Source organism: Adhaeribacter arboris (genome assembly GCF_003023845.1).
Taxonomy (GTDB): domain Bacteria; phylum Bacteroidota; class Bacteroidia; order Cytophagales; family Hymenobacteraceae; genus Adhaeribacter; species Adhaeribacter arboris.
Genome location: NZ_PYFT01000001.1, coordinates 1,584,697 through 1,602,085, shown reverse-complemented (window position 1 = coordinate 1,602,085; position 17,389 = coordinate 1,584,697). Strand labels below are relative to the sequence as shown.

Genomic DNA, 17,389 nt, shown 5'->3' with positions numbered 1-17,389 from the left:
GGTAAAAATTTATCTTAATTACATATAAATTAGGCTATCGGTTCGCCCGGCCGGAGGCCTACCCAATAGTAGACACGACCGAGGACGCTCGCGCCAGCTTTAAATTAAAAAGAGCATAATAAATCTGACTATTAAGGTGCTAAAGGAATGAAAAATAGATGCGGCAGAACTAGTAAAATCGAAAATAACTTAACAAGATTAGCCATAAAACGGGTATTTTCAGGAGTTTAGATATTTATCTCTGATTCAGGTTGTCCTTTAAAGCTCTAATTATGGTTACTATTTTTAGTCGATCGGTTTTTAAATTTCTAAAATAATATTCCATCCGTATAAGGCTAAAGTATTAAATCGTTAGTAGAATACTAAAAACTTGAATTTTCATGTTCGTCTATCTAAAATTTAAAAAAAATCTTATTTCTAAACCAATTCTAGCTGTTGTGATAGCAGCGAGTCTATTGGCGAGTGCTTGTTCTTCAGCCAAGAAGGAATCGGTAGCCCAAACTCAAACTGCTGCCGAGCCACCGTTTGAGCGCGTGGTAGTGGATAAAGATCCGCCGGTGGCACCCTTGTCGCCGGAAGAAAGCATGAAAAAAGTGCAGTTACCGCCGGGGTATAGCCTAGATTTAGTCGCTAGTGAACCCATGGTGCAGGAACCGGTAGCTATGGCTTGGGACGGTAACGGCCGTTTGTACGTGGCTGAAATGAATACGTACATGAAGGATGCCGTAGGCACCGGCGAGTACGAACGAACCAGCCGCATTAAGCGCCTGGAAGATACCAACGGCGACGGCAAAATGGATAAATACACCATTTTTATCGATAGCTTACTTTTACCCCGGGTGGTGCTACCAGTGGGTGACCAATTATTGGTGCAGGAAACCAATGTGCAGCATATCTGGAGTTACCGCGATACGAATAACGATGGCAAAGCCGACGAGAAGAAGATTGTGTTCCGGAATGATGTGCAGGATGTACGGAACCTGGAGCACCAAAACGGTGGCTTACTCTGGAACCTCGACAACTGGATCTATCCAACGCGCGATAATCTGCGCTACAAATACCAGAACGGTAAGTTAATCGCTGATACCTTGGTCGATAATATGATTGGCCAGTGGGGACTAACCGCTGATAATTACGGCCGGTTATTTTATTCGGAAGCGGGTCCGGGTTTGCCCGCGGTGCAAATTCAGCAGATGCCGGCTTATGGCGCTTTAAATTTTAAAGATCAGTACACGCCCGAGTTTGCGATTCCGTGGCCGATTATTGGTACCGTGGATGCCCAAGGCGGAAAAGAAGCTTTGCGCTCCGAAGATAATACGCTCAACCATTTTACATCCGGCTGCGGCCAATCGATTTTTCGCGGCGACCGCTTACCCGCCGATATGCAGGGGGATTATTTTATTCCGGAACCCGTAGGCCGGGTAATCAAACGCGGTAAAGTCACGAATAAAGAAGGCAAGATTTACATTAAAGATGCTTACGAGAAAAAGGATTGGCTGGCTTCCGCCGATATGAACTTCCGGCCCATTAATACCAATACGGGCCCGGACGGTTGTTTTTACCTTGTAGATATGTACCACGGTATTATTCAGGAAAGCGAATGGTCGGGGCCGGGTTCCTACCTAGGAGGGGTTATAGCCGAAAAAGGCTTAGACAAAAACCGGGGTATGGGCCGCATTTACCGGGTTGTACACAAAGATTTTAAACCCGATAACCGCCGTCCCAACATGTTGAACGAACCCAGCAGCCAGTTAGTAAAATATTTAAATCACCCGAACGGCTGGTGGCGCGACAATGCCCAGATTTTGCTGATTGTGCGTAACGATCAATCGGTAATTCCGGCTTTAAAGAAAATGACTTCTGCCCAAGAGCAACCCAATCACTTGGCCCGTATTCACGCATTGTGGACTTTAGAAGGTTTAAATGCGATAGATAAAGTCACGTTATTTCAAGCTTTAGCCGACGAAGAACCACAAGTAAGAAAAACGGCCGTTTGGATTAGCGAAAATTTTCTGGCGAAAAACGATCCGGAAGTTATCCAAAAGTTAAGCACCTTAAAAAATGACCCAAGCGCCGATGTTCGGATTCAACTGGCTTTATCGTTACGGACGAATAAAAGTGAAGCAGCCCAAGCCACCGTAAAAGACTTAATTGCGGCCAATCCTAATAACGAGCTGCTGCAATATTCCAACACTACTTTCGTGGAAACGCAAAAAGCATTAGCCGCCGAAAAAGCTCGGTCTAAGAATTTAAGTCCGGCAGATCGCCAACTGGTCTCTAAAGGAGCGGTAATTTTTAAACAACTTTGCGCGAGTTGTCACGGTCCGGATGGAAAGGGGCGGTCATTGGGTGGTGGCGAAATGCCGGCTCCGCCATTAGCCGGTTCGCCGCGGGTAAAAGGAGACAAGGTTCTATTAACCCAATTACTTTTAAACGGATTAAGGGGACCAGTTGACGGTAAAACGTATCCGGATATCATGCCGGCCATGGGCCACAACGACGATGAATGGATTGCTTCGGTGCTAAGTTACGTGCGCAACAGCGGCGAAATCGGGAATAATGCCTCGGTGGTAACCGCGGAAGAAGTGAAGAATGTCCGGGCCAATACCCCAAAAATCCCCGAAGGCATGACCCTGCAAATGCTCGAGATTTTTAAATTAGGCCGCAACGAAAACACCAACTGGGCAAAATAAGTAGGAGGTTGCAGATTTCAACCTGAAACACGGTTTTCAATAGCTATTATTCACTAAAAATTGGTTGAATAGTTAATTGAACTCGGCTCAAAAGTGGAATACAACAGCTTAAACTTACTTTCGCGCTTAATAAATTTAGAATAATTTAAAATTAGGGTATTAATAATTGTATAAACTTTTGCTAAGAATAACTAATACCCGTTTGGCTGTGGAGGGCCTTCTAAGGTTCCGGTGCCGAGGCACCTCGACGCAGGAGAGAAGGAAGCTTAGACCAGCCCGGAAGAGCCAAACGGGGCCCACCGGCCAGGAGGCAAGCTGGTTACTCATCAAACTAGATAGCACCCGTGCCTGGAGACTGGAAAAGGCTCCAAGTAAAAACATAATGATAAAGACAATCACCCCTGCCCCTCCTAATCTATAGGAGGGAAGCTTCGGATTAAATCTTATTGTAAACCAAAAATGTTCGATTTAGCTTTAATATGTTATCATACGTTTTCCATCAAACCAGTAATAAAAATTGGTTTCATCCTCTTGCTGTTACCATTAAAACTCTTGGCTCAACCCGCCACCTTCACCAATAAGTTCGGGATGGAGTTCGTGCTAGTAAAACCGGGCAGTATGGTGGTGGGGAAGTTTCAGCCGGGAGTAGGAGAGCCGCCCAAAGAGAAACTAGACCGACCAACTTTACCCCCGAGCGCTTACAAAACTGCCGCTGCAATGGCGCAAAAATCGGCTAGACCGGGTTTTACGGTGAACCTGAATCAGCCTTATTACATTGGTAAATTCGAAGTAACCCAGGAACAATGGCAAAAAATTATGGGCAGCAATCCGGCTTTATTTCAAAAAAATAAGGTGAAAGATAACGCCGCTAAACACCCCGTCGAAAATATAACCTGGGAGGAGGCACAAGCTTTTGTGAAAAAATTAAATGCACAAGATAAACAACACACTTACCGCTTACCTACCGAATTTGAATGGGAGTACGCCGCCCGAGCCGGTGCCACAGAAGACATTCCTTGGTCCGAAATAAACGAAGTAGCCGTTTTGGGTGGTACAACAACCAGCCCGATTGGACAGAAAAAGCCGAATTCCTGGGGTATTTACGACATGTTGGGCAACGTATGGGAATGGGTGCAGGATTATTATAACGAAAAAATATTTGCCGATCCGGTACCGCCCCGTACCGGTAAAGAACACGTTTTAAAAGGCGCTTCTTTCACCGGCGACGTAAAAAATGCCACGTACCTGACCCATGCCGCTGGCCCTGGGAATGGTTTTGATATCGGTGTTAGGCTAGTGATGAAAGCAAACAAGTGAGTTAAGAGTTGAAAGTTATGCGTTGCTATATAATCGGGCATGTTTTCCTGGGTTGGGCTAAAGTTTTGTGGTATTGTTGTCTATATTTAAAATTTTAGTTCTGTTGATACTTCTAGCTTCCTCTGGCGCCGGTATAGCAAAGCGTATCTGGTGTCTAACCATAGTAACCAGTTTGTAACTAACAAAAGTAGCCTTTAAACTAATAGGAGGTAGCTATTCTGAGTATTAGCGGCCGCAATTAGTAGAAATTTACAAGGTTCGTTCTACCAATCCAATTCAGCACATGCAAATAAAAAAAATTCTGATTCTACTTCTTTCTAATCTATTAATTTCTCCGGCTTGGGCGCAAATACCGGCTGGATTTAAATCTATTTTTAACGGGAAAAACTTGCAAGGCTGGCACATTAGCCGCACCACCCACCAGGGTACCACCCCTGATGTGCGGGTTGAGAAGGGTACTATTGTACTCCGACAGAATCCTTACGGGCAGGGAGGAGTGCTGTTGAGCTACAAAAAATTTAAAAATTTTGAGCTTTATCTCGAAGCCAGAATAGATTCTTTCACCAACGGTGGTATTTTTATCCGATCTTCCGAAAGCGGCATTGCTTACCAGATTGAGTTGGACGAAGCTGCCGGCAGTACCGGTAACTTGCTCGGCGAACGCATGCCGGTAGGCCGGGAAGCCAAAACAAATGGCCGGAACAAAGTTTGGCGAGCCAACGATTGGAATTCTTTCCGGATCAGGATGGTAGGCGAGGTGCCGCGTATTACTTTATGGATAAACAACGTGGAAATGTGGGACATAACTCAACCTAAAAACGATTTTATGGCCGGCGCTACCAAAGGTATGATTGGTTTTCAATCTCATTGGACGGCTTTGTATTCGTCCACGGTTGTAGGCTGGAATATTCTGGATTCCTGGGCCCCTGGCGCTATGCACCGTTTCCGTAATATCGCCATAAAAGAGTTGCCGGATAATTTAAAAGAATGATAAACTAGATTCGAAGGAGAGAAAAGTAGGTTAGGCTGAAAAAGTATGCCTCTCAAGGTTGGTTAATTAGTACTTTCCGCCGGATAAGCCTGACATAAACTTATTATCATTACTTTCTATCCTGAAAGTACCCACTAAAGGCAGCTGAAATATAAGTAAAGTGGTTCCTGATTGCATACGGGTGCTACCGGCAACGAACGGTTATGTTAATAAATAACCTTGTGCTACCTGCGTAAATTGTTGTACTTGCTGCTGTTGCCATTTTTCAGAATAGCCTAGTTCCTGCGCCATTAAGCGAGCCGTTTCGGGCGCTAACCGTATGCTTTCGCGGGCATCTAACAACAAGGCCCGTGCTCGGCGGGCGAGCACATCTTCTACGGTGCGGGCCATTTCTTCGCGTACCGCCCAAATTACTTGCGCTTTTATAATTTTTAAATGACTGCTTAGATATTCTTCTAATTCCGGCCGCTCGGCTATTAATGCCTGAATACGAGTCGCATCGGTGCCATAATTACTTAATATATTCAAAGGATCGGGAGTAGCAGCCCCGTGTACTTTTAACTCCCGGGTTACCGAAGGTTTAGGTGGCCAGTTGGCGGTTGTTTCTACCACGTCCATTACCTCTTCGGCCATTTTCCGGAAAGTAGTCCATTTGCCGCCTAAGATAGATACTAATCCGGATGGGGCAACCATAATTTTATGACTGCGCGATACTTCTTTGGTGCGTTGAGAATTCCCGTTTACTGCGGCTAGCGGGCGTAAGCCGGCAAATACACTGCGTACATCCGCCCTTTGCGGAGGTCGGGTTAAATAGCGTCCGGCGGTAGTTAAAATAAAATCAATTTCACTTTCCAAGGCCCGTGGTTCCAGGGAAGATTCGGTAATAGGCGTATCGGTAGTACCCACAATCACTTTGCCGTGCCAGGGTACTAAAAACAAGACCCGGCCATCGTCCGTTTTGGGAACCATAAGCGCGTGGTCGCCGGGTAAAAACTCTTTATCTAATACCAAATGCACGCCTTGGCTCGGGCGAATAGAAGTTGCATTACCCGGATTGTCCATTTTCAGGATTTGGTCGGTAAAAACGCCGGTAGCATTTAAAATTATTTTACCGCGTATCGTATACGGCTGGTTATTTTCTGCATCGTAAGCCTGCAACCCGATTAATTTACCTTTTTCATCTTTTAGCAAATTTGTTACCAGCAGGTAATTGATAGCGTAACCACCTTGTTCAAAAACAGTTTGTAGGACATTAATCGCCAGTCTTGAATCGTCAAATTGCCCGTCGTGGTATAGTACACCCCCCCGTAGTTTTTGCGTTTTAATGGTAGGTATATAGGCAATAGTTTCTTTAGCAGAAATGGCCACCGATGGGCCCAGACTGAGCTTGCCAGCTAGTAAATCGTATAATTTTAAACCTATGGTAAACCAAGGACGCTCCCACCAACTATAGCTCGGAATAATAAAAGTTTGATTTTTGACCAGATGGGGCGCATTGCGGCAAAGTAACCCCCGTTCTAAACTTGCCTCCCGTACTAGTTTAATATCACCTTGCGCCAGGTAACGTACCCCACCGTGCACCAGTTTAGTACTTTTACTGGAAGTAGACTTGGTAAAATCCGATTGCTCGAGCAATAAAGTTTTGTATCCGCGGGTTGATGACTCTAAGGCTGCGCCGATGCCGGTAGCTCCCCCCCAATTATAATTACATCCCAGGTAATATCTTTTTGTATTATTTCTAAGACCGAATTTCTGTTCATTTTAGGATTTTTCTGTCCGATAGAGCACTGAAAGATAATTATGAGTTATCGGTATTAGTAAAAATTTTTAATCTAAGGAGTTTAACAGCGCCTTACCTTATTAACAGCTATTTACAAATAAAATCAAAAATCAATGCCAAATAATGGATAATAAGTTTAAAGACATACTAATCTCCTCATTAATGCTATGGAAAGAGGCTTGATGTAAAAAAATAATAAAACTTCGGGAATTTATTTTAACGACTTGTCGGGTTACTCGTATTTAATTTCAAACAAAATGAGCTATATATTGCTATGTACTTCTAAAGCTTATTTTGTACAAAAAATGATTATGAATTTAAACTTAAATGCCTGCTATGAGAAAATTTCCGTTAAACCTTTGTAGTATTTTGTTTGCTCTTGCTTTTACCGCTTGCAATTCTAACCAGAAAACCGAATCCATTACCAATACCGACTCTGCTGCTTCCAGCGATAGTACTGCGGCCACTGCCACCAGCGCTGAAAACGACACCTTGCCTAAGCCGTTTGCCACGCCTCCTACGGCTAAAAACAGTAAAGTAATTGGTTGGCCTGCGGGTAAAACACCCACAGCTCCGGCTGGTTTTACGGTTACTAAATTTGCCGAAAAATTGCGCAATCCCCGCTGGATTTACGTGGCCCCCAACGGCGATATTTTAGTAGCGGAATCCAGTACCGAAGAAAGTATTTTTAAAAAAGTGCAAAATGTGGGCACCGGCAAAAGTACCAAGGTAAATACCGGCGGTAGCGCTAACCGTATTACCTTATTCCGGGATACGAACCAAGACGGCAAGCCAGAAGTGCATACTACTTTTCTGGAAGACCTGCACCAGCCCTTAGGCATGCTGGTTTTGAACGATGCTTTTTACGTAGCAAATACCGACGGCCTCTGGAAATATCCTTATAAAACCGGGCAAGACCACATCACCGGTGAGGGTAAGAAAATCCTGGACCTACCCGCCGGCGGATACAATAATCACTGGACCCGTAACATAGTGGCGAATGCCGATGGCTCGAAGATTTATATTTCGGTAGGATCGGGCAGTAATGTGGCCGAAAACGGCTTGGATAACGAAAAACGGCGCGCTAATATTCTGGAAATAAACCCGGATGGCTCTGGGGAACGGGTTTTCGGCAGCGGTTTGCGTAACCCCGTAGGTATGGACTGGGCGCCGGGTACCAAAACCTTATACACCGTAGTAAACGAACGTGATAACCTAGGCGATGATTTGGTACCCGATTATTTAACCAGCGTGCGCGAAGGCGGCTTTTACGGTTGGCCATTTGCCTACTGGGGCCCGCACCCGGACCCTCGCATGGAAAAAGAACAACAACCCGAAATGGTGAAAAAAACGTTGGTGCCTGATGTTCCGCTGGGCTCCCATACGGCTAGCTTAGGCCTTACTTTTTACGACGGTAAACTATTTCCGGAGAAGTACCGCAACGGGGCCTTTGTGGGTCAGCATGGTTCCTGGAACCGTTCTAAATTTGCCGGTTATAAAGTTGTTTATGTTCCGTTTAAAGATGGAAAACCTGCCGGTAAGCCCGAAAGCTTTTTAACCGGCTTTATTGCCGATGCGGATAAAAGCGAAGTATATGGCCGACCAGTAGGTTTAGCGGTTCTGCCAAGCGGAGCTTTATTAGTAGCCGATGACGCCGCCAACACCCTGTGGCAAGTTCGTCCGAAATAAAATTTAAATTTCATTCATAAAAAGGCCTCCAACCGGAGGCTTTTTTTATGCAAATATATTTTTTACACCTTCCAGAAATCTTCATTAAAAACAAGTAAGGGGAGGCAGCATATTATTAAAATTGTTTCGGGAAGTAAAATACTAAAAACGTTTTGCTGGCTATAATATACTTGCCATTCATTTTCTCCTATTCCTTAGAAGAACTTTCCGTTTTGATATTTTGCCTTCAGATACTTGGATTCAATAAGTGGGCATTGTAATATTGTGCCGCCTGCAAAATGAATATAACCTTAGACGAGATACAAGCCCCGATCGCAGTGGAAATGCGCGAATTTGAAACAAAATTTCGCCAATCGATGCGTTCTAAAGTGTTATTGCTCGATAAGATAATGAGCTACATTGTAAAACGAAAAGGCAAGCAAATGCGGCCAATGTTCGTTTTCTTTTCGGCTAACTTGTTTGCCGGCGGCATTTCCGATGCTACCTACCGCGGCGCCGCCCTCATTGAACTACTGCATACCGCTACCCTGGTGCACGACGATGTAGTAGATGATGCTAATTACCGCCGGGGATTTTTCTCAGTAAATGCTCTCTGGAAAAATAAAATAGCTGTATTAGTGGGCGATTATCTGCTTTCAAAAGGACTTTTGCTTTCGCTGCATAATAATGATTTTGATTTGTTAAAGATTGTATCCAACGCCGTCCGCGAAATGAGCGAAGGCGAATTACTGCAAATTGAAAAAGCCCGTCGCCTGGATATTACCGAAGAAGTTTATTTTGATATTATCCGGCAAAAAACGGCTTCTCTTATTGCATCCTGCTGCGCAGTAGGAGCGGCCTCGGCCGGTGCCGATTTGGCTCACATTGAGAAAGCCCGTTTATTCGGCGAAAAAGTGGGTATTGCCTTTCAGATTAAAGATGATTTATTTGATTATGGTACCGCTGAAATTGGTAAACCAGTAGGGATTGATATTAAAGAAAAAAAAATGACCCTGCCCCTCATTTATGCGTTGCAGCAGGCAAGCTGGCTTACGAAGCGGCAAATGATTTATAACGTTAAAAATAACAACGGCAAAAACCAGGTAGTAGCCAAGGTAATTGATTTTGTAAAAAATTCCGGAGGGCTGGAATACGCTATTGCACTCATGCACCGGTTTGCCAACGAAGCCTTGGAAATTCTGCACACCTTCGAACCTTCGCCTTCCCGTACTTCGCTCGAACAGCTGATCCGGTTCACAATTGAACGCGATAAATAAGCCAGAGTTGGAGTTCCATAGTCCACAGACCTCAAAAATACAACTTAAGATTTCTGATGGTTCGGACTTAATACTTTGATATTTTACAAAATCAACTACTTGTTCATTAATGTAAGCCGCATTTTTTGTTTTACCGAATGGTAAATCGGAGCTTCTACGAAGTAATACATACCCGCTGCCAGTAAGTTGAGCAACAGAAAAATAACAAACTTGTTCGGGCTTACATGAAAGTACAAAAATTCGTAAAATAACCCGGCGTGCAGCAGCGCGAAGGCGTAAGATTGGCGGCCTAGAATTTGAAAAAGCCGGCTGCCCAATACCTGGTTAATGAAAGTGCTTTCGGTAAGTAAGCCGTAAAAAAACACTACAATGGCCGGGGGGAGTAAGAAGTTATTCAGGAGTATGGAAACGGGTAAGCTATTAAAAAGTAGAAAATGCTTGCCCGCCGCAAACGTTATTAAAATTAAACAAACACCTAATAAAATCAACCCCGATAAAGTAAAATATTTAAAAGCAGGTACTCCATTCAAGCGTTGGTTTTTATAATATTTAGCCAGCCAGTACCCGCAATAAAATTCAAAACAACGCCCAAAAAAAGTATACTCCAGCATAAATTCCGGATTTGGCATAAAAGATTTGCTTCCTAGTAACTGGGCCAGGTAAACTATAGCTAAGCCAATGGCATACAAACTAATAATGGTTTGCCAGGAATATTTCCGAAAGCCTATAAAAAGCAGCGGCGCGAGTAAATAAAAAAATTCTTCCACCGAAATCGACCAGGCTTGTCCAATACCGGTAAATTTTTCTTGGATAAAATATCCTTTCAGAAAAGTAAGATTTAAAAACCAATGCCAGCCGTTAAAATCTTTTTGCCAGCATAATATTATTAAAGTTAAAATAAAAAAAGCCGGATAAATCCGTGCAAAACGTTTCAAGTAAAAAGGTAAAAAACTGTGCTTCGCGAAAGTAAGTATTTCGGAGTAGCGGGTTGTAATTACAAAGCTACTTAGCACGTAAAAAACGGCCAGGCTGGAATGCCCGGCCATTTTTACAGCTAAAAATAAATCCGGTGAGAGGATAGATTTTCCTAAATCAACGTGGCCGCTAAAAACCAGGTAAGCCGCTATTGCCCGAATGCCGGTAAGTGCCGGAAAATAAATGTTTTTAACGGGAGAAACAGCAGTTGTAGTTGCCAAACGGGTAACGAAAGTTTACGTGTACTAAAAAACGGAATGTAATACACTGTTTAATGGCAAATTTAAAAAATGCTATTCTTTTACCAACTTATCGATTGTCTGGTTAAAATCCTGCACAAATTCTTCGTAGTATTTACCTGTACCCGGCCCAGAAAAACCCGTGTGAATTTTCCGGACATCCCCTTTTTTATCGATAAAAATAGTGGTCGGGAAACCTAGAACGTGATTAAGCATGGGTAAAGTTTTGGCGGCGGCTTCTTTGTCGCGGGTGCCGGCAATGAGTAAATCGTAGCCCACCTCCAGGCGGTCACGCATTCTTTCTACCCGCACTTTGGCTTGGTTAAACTCCGGGCTTTGCTCATAAGCTAAGCCTATAATTTCCACTCCGCGATTTTTATTTTTTTCGTAATAAGGAGCCAAAAATTTAGTTTCGTCCATGCAGTTGGGGCACCAAGAACCTAATAATTGCACCACTACTACTTTATTGCGGTATTTTTCGTCATTGAGCGATATTTTCTCCCCGCTCAAATTGGGGAAAGAAAAACTCATCTTGCTGTAGCCTTTTTTCAAATACGTTAAGGTGTCGGCAGCAGGCAATACCGCCTTTTCGTTGCGCACTCCCGTCCAGGAAGCGTAACCGGATTTACCCGCCCAATAATCGCCTTTAATATTATTCGTACCTTCCCCATTGGGTTTGGCCTTAAATAAATACGCGTGCGAGCCATCGAAAGTAGAAAGGCTTAATTCTTCTTTGTTTACTTCGCCGTCCAGGTAACGGTAATCGCCGGTAGTACTCAAAAAAGTGCCTTTTAGTTTGTTGCCTTGCTGTTCAAATATCCCCACAACTTTTTCTTCGGTTCCATCACTGTATTTAAAAAGTACATCCCATTTGCCGGTATAGTTAAAAGTAGCCGGACTGGGTTTTTCGGAGAAACGATAATCTTGCCCTAATTTCGCGCTAAATGGTACGGCGTAGGGCTCCTTTAAATTATACCGAATCCATTTGCCTTTCAAGCCATCCTGCTGGTCATCAATGTGGGCTTTTAGGTCCGCATCAAAAATATGGAGCAGTATTTTAATTGAATCGCCGGTTATAGAAATTTCGTCGAGCAGAATTTTTTCTTCGCCATTAATTAAATAAGCTACCGTTTTACCGTTGTCCTGTTTGGCAACTTGCATCAAAAAAGGAAGTTCCTGGTTCGATACGGTAAGCACCCCGCGCCACATACCCGATTTTAATTCTTTAGGCTCTCTTTTACAACTCAGAGCGAAAAATAAACTCGCCACCAATACAAAGCTCCGGAGGAATATAGAAACAGAAAATAATTTCATATACAGTAATTAAGTAAAACGTTGAAAAACAACCTGCTTTCAGACAAAATTACAAAAGAAACAGTTGATTTTTTGTAATGTTTACCTATACTATCGATTTTGGTTAGTAATTTTTTGGTTTTAAGTAGGTTTTCTTAGAAAATATAGAATTAAGTAAATATGAAATTAGCTGGTTTTCTCAAAATAGTTGGGTAAGATTATTTAACTTTTGTTTAAACTTTCATTATTAAACCTGTACTTCTAATTAATTACGATAACATATTTTATCCGATAAGTTAATTCGCAAACCAAAGACAACTTAAATTAGTTATGAATATATACTACCCTTAACTAAACCGATCATGAATAATCCGGAAAAAACAACTAATTATAATAAGCTAACTCCCGAAGAAGAACGCGTTATTGTGTACAAAGGTACCGAAATGCCGTTTACCGGTAAGTATAACAAAAACAAGCAACCGGGTACGTACATCTGCCGCCGCTGCAATGCCCCGCTCTACCGCTCTGCGGATAAGTTCGATTCCCATTGCGGCTGGCCCAGCTTCGACGATGAAATACCTGGAGCCGTAGAACGGGTGCTGGATGCAGATGGTTACCGCGAAGAAATCGTTTGCGCGAATTGCCAAGCTCATTTGGGTCACGTGTTCGAAGGAGAGCGGTTTACACCTAAAAATACCCGGCATTGCGTCAATTCTATATCCATGAATTTTATTCCGGAACAACAATAATACTGAAAGTTGATGTAAGAAGGATGGCCAATGGTCATCCTTTTTTGTTTGTACAAGTAGACCTATACCAAACTAAATCTCGAACGTTATTTAATTAGTACTTTAGGATTTATTTAAGAGAAGCAGAAATAGTAAGTTAGGTTATTAGAATACCTTACAATAAATAAAAGCGACCAAAAAATTAATATCCGCGAGTAGCACTTGTTCGTAATGTATGTAAAACTAAATCGCCTATGTCTGTTCCCAGCCCTAATTTAGGGATAACGAAAAGTACTACCGCGGCACCTGCTCCGGAAGAATTTAAGAACCCTTTGCCCCGCGTGGTATTACGCCCGAATACTTACTTACTGCTCGACGGAGAATGGAAATTTTGTTACGACCCCGAGGATAAAGGCTTAAGCGAAGAGTGGCACCTGGGGCAGCATTGCACTACCACCGCCCATTGGCCCGGCAGTGTAGAAATGCACTTAGCCGCGGCGAAAGGGTTAAAAGATCCGGTTACCTGGCAGGATAAAGTAGTAGTTTGGTACGAACGGGAATTTCCCCGGCCGGAGCACAACGGCGATCCAACCCCTTCTATGTTTCAGCTTACCTTTGGAGCCTGTGGTTACGAAACGCGGGTTTGGCTGAATGGCCGTTTATTGCGTACCATTGAAGGCGAAGAAGTACATTACGGGGAATATTCTTCTTTTTCCTACGAAATTGAAGAAGAGGATTTACTACCCGTTAACCGGCTCAACGTGCGCATTGCCGATACCATGGATGCCGAAATTCCCCGCGGAAAGCAAGAGTCGCACGTTTACAAGCGCGGGGGAATCTGGTACCAAACCAATACGGGGGCCGTTCGCAGTGTTTGGATGGAAACCGTGGAGCGCAACCGGTTACGATCGCGCATTGGGGTAATAAGTGTAGTGGAAGATTACCTGGTCCGGTTTAACTTAACTACCCGCATCCACGATCCCGGAAAGTATACGATCCGGTTGAAAGTGTACTCGCAAAATAAAGAAGCGGAACCACTCGCCACTTCTGACTTTGTATTATCCCTAGAAGCGGGCCAAAAAGAACAACGTCTAGTGGTAGAAGTGCCGGATGCTAAATTATGGTCGCCGGAAACGCCTAATCTGTATTGTGTAACGGCGCAGCTCATTGATCCGAATGGATACATAGCGGAAATTGAAGCGCAGTTCGGCTTAAGAAAAATTGAAGCCCGGGGCCGCTACGTTTATTTAAATAATCAGCAAATATATCTGGATGGCATTTTGTATCAACCCGGTACGGCAACTTACGAAGAAATGCAGCGGCACTTTTACGCCATGAAAGCCTTGGGTTGTAACCTAGTGCGGGTACATATTGCCGGAGTGGATCCTCGCATTTATAATTTGGCCGACGAAATTGGTTTACTCTTGTGGGTCGAAGTACCGAGTCCGCATAGTTCCACGGCACTCAGCCGGCAAAACCACCGGGCTGAACTAATCCGGATGTTAGCGCTACTGGAGACCAATCCTTCGGTTATTATCTGGAGTTTGTACAACGAAGATTGGGGAGCGCAGGATATTGCCACTAATCCCGAAACCCGGCAATACATTGTGGATATGTATCATTATATGCTGATTAAACATCCGCAGTATTTAGTGGTAGATAATGATGGCTGGCACCATATTTCCTGGGAAGGCAAACTAAAATCAGACTTGCTTACGGCTCATTTGTACACGCCAAATCTGGATCATTGGCAGGAATTGTTGGATCGGTTGATAAACGGTGAAATAGAAGGCGTAGCTGCCTTTCCACTGGTGGTGGGCGATCCGTTTTTTTACCGTCGGCAAGTACCTTTAATCGTGAGTGAATGGGGCGGATTTGGTTTTCCGGATTATGGCGGACCTAAAGATGCCGAGGAGCGAACCCAACGAATCCGGCAATTTAAACACGAACTACGGCAGCGGCCCATTGCCGGCGATGTGTATACCCAAGCGACCAACATTGAAGACGAACGGAATGGTTTAATTGATGCCCATACCGGTGCGTTAACTGTTCCACCGGGACTTTTAGCCTCTTCCTGATTAATTTATTTAAAGTATTACTCGTTTCCGAATACTAACCACGCAAAAATAAATATTTGTGGTTGTTGTTTTTGCCATATTTTTATAATGTTAAAAAACGCAAAAGTGCCGGAATGGGTATACGTATTCTTGTAATTATTAAATTACAGAAGAGAAAAAACAATAACTAAAAGCGGGTAAAATAATAAACCCTTCCGTTCCGGTTTAGCCGGAAACGGAAGGGTTAGATTGGATTGATTAATTTTTACGAAAAGTACTAAGCGGCTCTTTTGAAATTTTCAACCGGCCCAAATTTGGCTTGTTGAATAGTCTTGCCTCTTTTGGTTAATTCAATTTCTACGGGAGCCATCATTTTTGTTAAATCCGACGAAATTACTTTGCTGTAAAAGGCCGCCGCTTCCTGCGAAGCACCTTTTCCGAAAGAATGACGAGATTGATTTTTATTAACTGGCATACCAGGAATTAGTTGGTAGTTGGTGCATACTACTTCGTAAGAAGGTAAAAAAGGGTTAATAACTTTTCGTATTAATTTCTTCATGGATTGATTTTGTTTTATTTGTTTAGGAATTAATCTCTTGTTTGTGTTTTGATACTGTAAAAGTAATAAATGCTTTTATTATCTACTGAGAAGAAATGTGCAATTGTTATATTTTGTTATTCACCTTGCTTAGTTGCTCTGCTTAAATTAGAATTGTACAATAACTTTAATTTTGACTGTAGCTTCATTTTTACGGATAAACTTTTTAAAGGCTACTTATTCTAAAGTATTTGCCTGCTTTACGAAAACCTTAAAGTGCCGTTTACGCTTATATATCCATAAAAGAATTAAACTACACTTAAAACTATGAGCACAAACCCGCAAGAAACCGATAACATACCGGCCCCAGACGTGGAGAAAGAAGGTGAAAATGTAACGGGTGGTACCGAGGCTAACCAGGCAGAAAACGCCGAAGAAGCCAGTACTCCGGACGCCCAAAAAGAAGAACAAGAATATACCCCTAATACGGAAACCACGAAAGAAGAAATGACTGGTTACAACGAATTACCGGATCAGGAGAAAGTGGGTGGCGCGTAAACCGCTTAAAATAAAGTTGTCCTAACTGGAACAAGTAGCCCTGTTACTAGGCTAAGAAACAATTTTAGATTTAAAACTTGGGACAGCTTTTAAACAAGCTGTCCCAAGTTTTAAAAAGGATTACTTTTAATAGTTAATTTCTAGGAATTAGATAAATAGAGAATCTGACACTTCTCGCAGTAATAACACGAGCGGCCCGACTTTCCAATTTTCTCTTTCCGTAAAGGAACCTGATCCCGCGGACAGGTATTTTGCCGGTATACTTGCCAGCTTTCTTTTTCAGTACCTTCTTGTTTCCAGGAAAGGTATTCGGCACTAAACGAAGCACAATCTCGAACTAAGTATATTAAATCAGCCTCCGGAATTTGGCCAACCAGACTAGCCGGGTGAATATGCCGGCGGAACAAAATTTCATTTTTAATGCCGTTTCCCACTCCCGCTAAAATTTTTTGATCTAATAAGGCGTCGCAGATTAGGCGTTTGGGTTGGCGAAACAATTTCTCTAAAGCTTTGTCCGAATCAAAAGTAGGATGCAGGACATCGGTGCTCCAATCGTATACCTTATCTAAGGATTCATGAATAAGCCGGCAATCGCAGGCATAAAAATTAACTTCGCCGGTAACAAATTCCAGCCCCAATTGTAGTTCCCGTTTTGATTGATGGTTAATGGCGTATTTACCAAAAAGCATTAGATGTAGGCGCAGGGTAAAAGCCGGAAAGCACAATAGAAGTTCTTTGCCAAAGGTTTTAATTTCTGTTAATACCTTACCCCGTAAGTCACTATAAGGAATATTCTTAGCTGTTCCCTTTGCTGCCAGGATTTCCTGCTCAATAAAAGGTTCTAGCTGTTCTTTCAGGAAAATTATTTGCGGACCTTCAGGCATCTTAACTTATAGAGAATAAAAAATACAAATATGACTTTCATTGTTAAGTTTGTATTTATACCGAATTGAAACACATAAGACATATTAACTGGTTTTAATTTGAATTAGTTAGCTAAATAGAATTGCCACCAGTTTGACTATGGAGGGCCTTTTAGCGTTACGGTGCTGCCCAGCAGCATGGCGTAGTGCAACGAGCCAAGGTTCGCTAAACCGCCCGAGAGAGTTAAACGAGGCTCGCCGGCCATGAGGCAAACAGGGTACTTCTCAAATAAGATAGCACCATTGCCTGGAGACTTGAAAAGGCTCCAAAGTTAAACTGCCCTTAGTTCGTCTTTTTTATACTGAAATTTAGTATTAGATTACTCAGATAAACCCGCAACTAAACCGCTAA

Annotated in this window: 13 protein-coding genes; 8 read left to right on the top strand and 5 right to left on the bottom strand. The window is 43.0% G+C overall.

Going from position 1 to position 17,389, the window contains the following annotated elements; translation table 11 throughout:
• The first annotated feature begins 437 nt into the window (after positions 1-437).
• From AHMF7605_RS06655 to AHMF7605_RS06640, 3 genes are all read left to right on the top strand, one after another.
• Positions 438-2,693, top strand: a complete 2,256-nt coding sequence (locus AHMF7605_RS06655) for a DUF7133 domain-containing protein (RefSeq protein WP_233218965.1) — start codon at positions 438-440, stop codon at positions 2,691-2,693.
• Positions 2,694-3,245: 552 nt separating this feature from the next.
• On the top strand, positions 3,246-4,010 hold the full coding sequence (locus AHMF7605_RS06645) for a formylglycine-generating enzyme family protein (RefSeq protein ID WP_106933371.1): 765 nt from the start codon (positions 3,246-3,248) through the stop codon (positions 4,008-4,010).
• Positions 4,011-4,293: 283 nt separating this feature from the next.
• On the top strand, positions 4,294-5,001 hold the full coding sequence (locus tag AHMF7605_RS06640) for a 3-keto-disaccharide hydrolase (RefSeq protein ID WP_106927641.1): 708 nt from the start codon (positions 4,294-4,296) through the stop codon (positions 4,999-5,001).
• 201 nt (positions 5,002-5,202) lie between these two features.
• Here the strand turns inward: AHMF7605_RS06640 and AHMF7605_RS06635 are convergent, their stop codons facing one another.
• Positions 5,203-6,636, bottom strand: coding sequence for a glycerol-3-phosphate dehydrogenase/oxidase (locus AHMF7605_RS06635; RefSeq protein ID WP_317046504.1), 1,434 nt, complete (start codon positions 6,634-6,636; stop codon positions 5,203-5,205).
• 481 nt (positions 6,637-7,117) lie between these two features.
• On the opposite strand from AHMF7605_RS06635, the gene AHMF7605_RS06630 reads away from it, so the two are divergent.
• Positions 7,118-8,470, top strand: coding sequence for a PQQ-dependent sugar dehydrogenase (locus AHMF7605_RS06630; RefSeq protein WP_106927639.1), 1,353 nt, complete (start codon positions 7,118-7,120; stop codon positions 8,468-8,470).
• A 278-nt stretch (positions 8,471-8,748) separates the two neighbouring features.
• Positions 8,749-9,726, top strand: a complete 978-nt coding sequence (locus tag AHMF7605_RS06625) for a polyprenyl synthetase family protein (RefSeq protein ID WP_106927637.1) — start codon at positions 8,749-8,751, stop codon at positions 9,724-9,726.
• Between the two features lie 95 nt (positions 9,727-9,821).
• On the opposite strand, the gene AHMF7605_RS06620 is transcribed toward AHMF7605_RS06625, so the two are convergent.
• Complete coding sequence (locus AHMF7605_RS06620; RefSeq protein WP_106927635.1) at positions 9,822-10,922, bottom strand: acyltransferase family protein; 1,101 nt, start codon at positions 10,920-10,922, stop codon at positions 9,822-9,824.
• Positions 10,923-10,994: 72 nt separating this feature from the next.
• The gene (locus AHMF7605_RS06615) at positions 10,995-12,254 is read right to left on the bottom strand and encodes a peroxiredoxin family protein (RefSeq protein WP_106927633.1); all 1,260 of its coding nucleotides are present in this window, start codon (positions 12,252-12,254) and stop codon (positions 10,995-10,997) included.
• Between the two features lie 341 nt (positions 12,255-12,595).
• Here AHMF7605_RS06615 and AHMF7605_RS06610 point away from each other — a divergent pair, with 341 nt between their 5' ends.
• Entirely contained in the window at positions 12,596-12,982 is a 387-nt protein-coding gene (locus tag AHMF7605_RS06610; RefSeq protein ID WP_106927631.1) for a methionine-R-sulfoxide reductase, read from the top strand.
• Between the two features lie 233 nt (positions 12,983-13,215).
• Positions 13,216-15,039 carry a glycoside hydrolase family 2 protein gene (locus AHMF7605_RS06605; protein WP_106927629.1) on the top strand — a complete coding sequence of 608 codons (1,824 nt, stop codon included), beginning with the start codon at positions 13,216-13,218 and terminating at the stop codon, positions 15,037-15,039.
• A 256-nt stretch (positions 15,040-15,295) separates the two neighbouring features.
• Here AHMF7605_RS06605 and AHMF7605_RS06600 read toward each other — a convergent pair whose 3' ends face one another.
• Entirely contained in the window at positions 15,296-15,577 is a 282-nt protein-coding gene (locus AHMF7605_RS06600; protein ID WP_106927627.1) for a hypothetical protein, read from the bottom strand.
• 306 nt (positions 15,578-15,883) lie between these two features.
• Between AHMF7605_RS06600 and AHMF7605_RS06595 the strand changes: the two genes are divergently transcribed.
• Complete coding sequence (locus tag AHMF7605_RS06595; RefSeq protein ID WP_106927625.1) at positions 15,884-16,114, top strand: hypothetical protein; 231 nt, start codon at positions 15,884-15,886, stop codon at positions 16,112-16,114.
• A gap of 140 nt (positions 16,115-16,254) precedes the next feature.
• Here AHMF7605_RS06595 and AHMF7605_RS06590 read toward each other — a convergent pair whose 3' ends face one another.
• The gene (locus AHMF7605_RS06590; protein ID WP_106927623.1) at positions 16,255-16,998 is read right to left on the bottom strand and encodes an endonuclease; all 744 of its coding nucleotides are present in this window, start codon (positions 16,996-16,998) and stop codon (positions 16,255-16,257) included.
• Positions 16,999-17,389 lie beyond the last annotated feature (391 nt).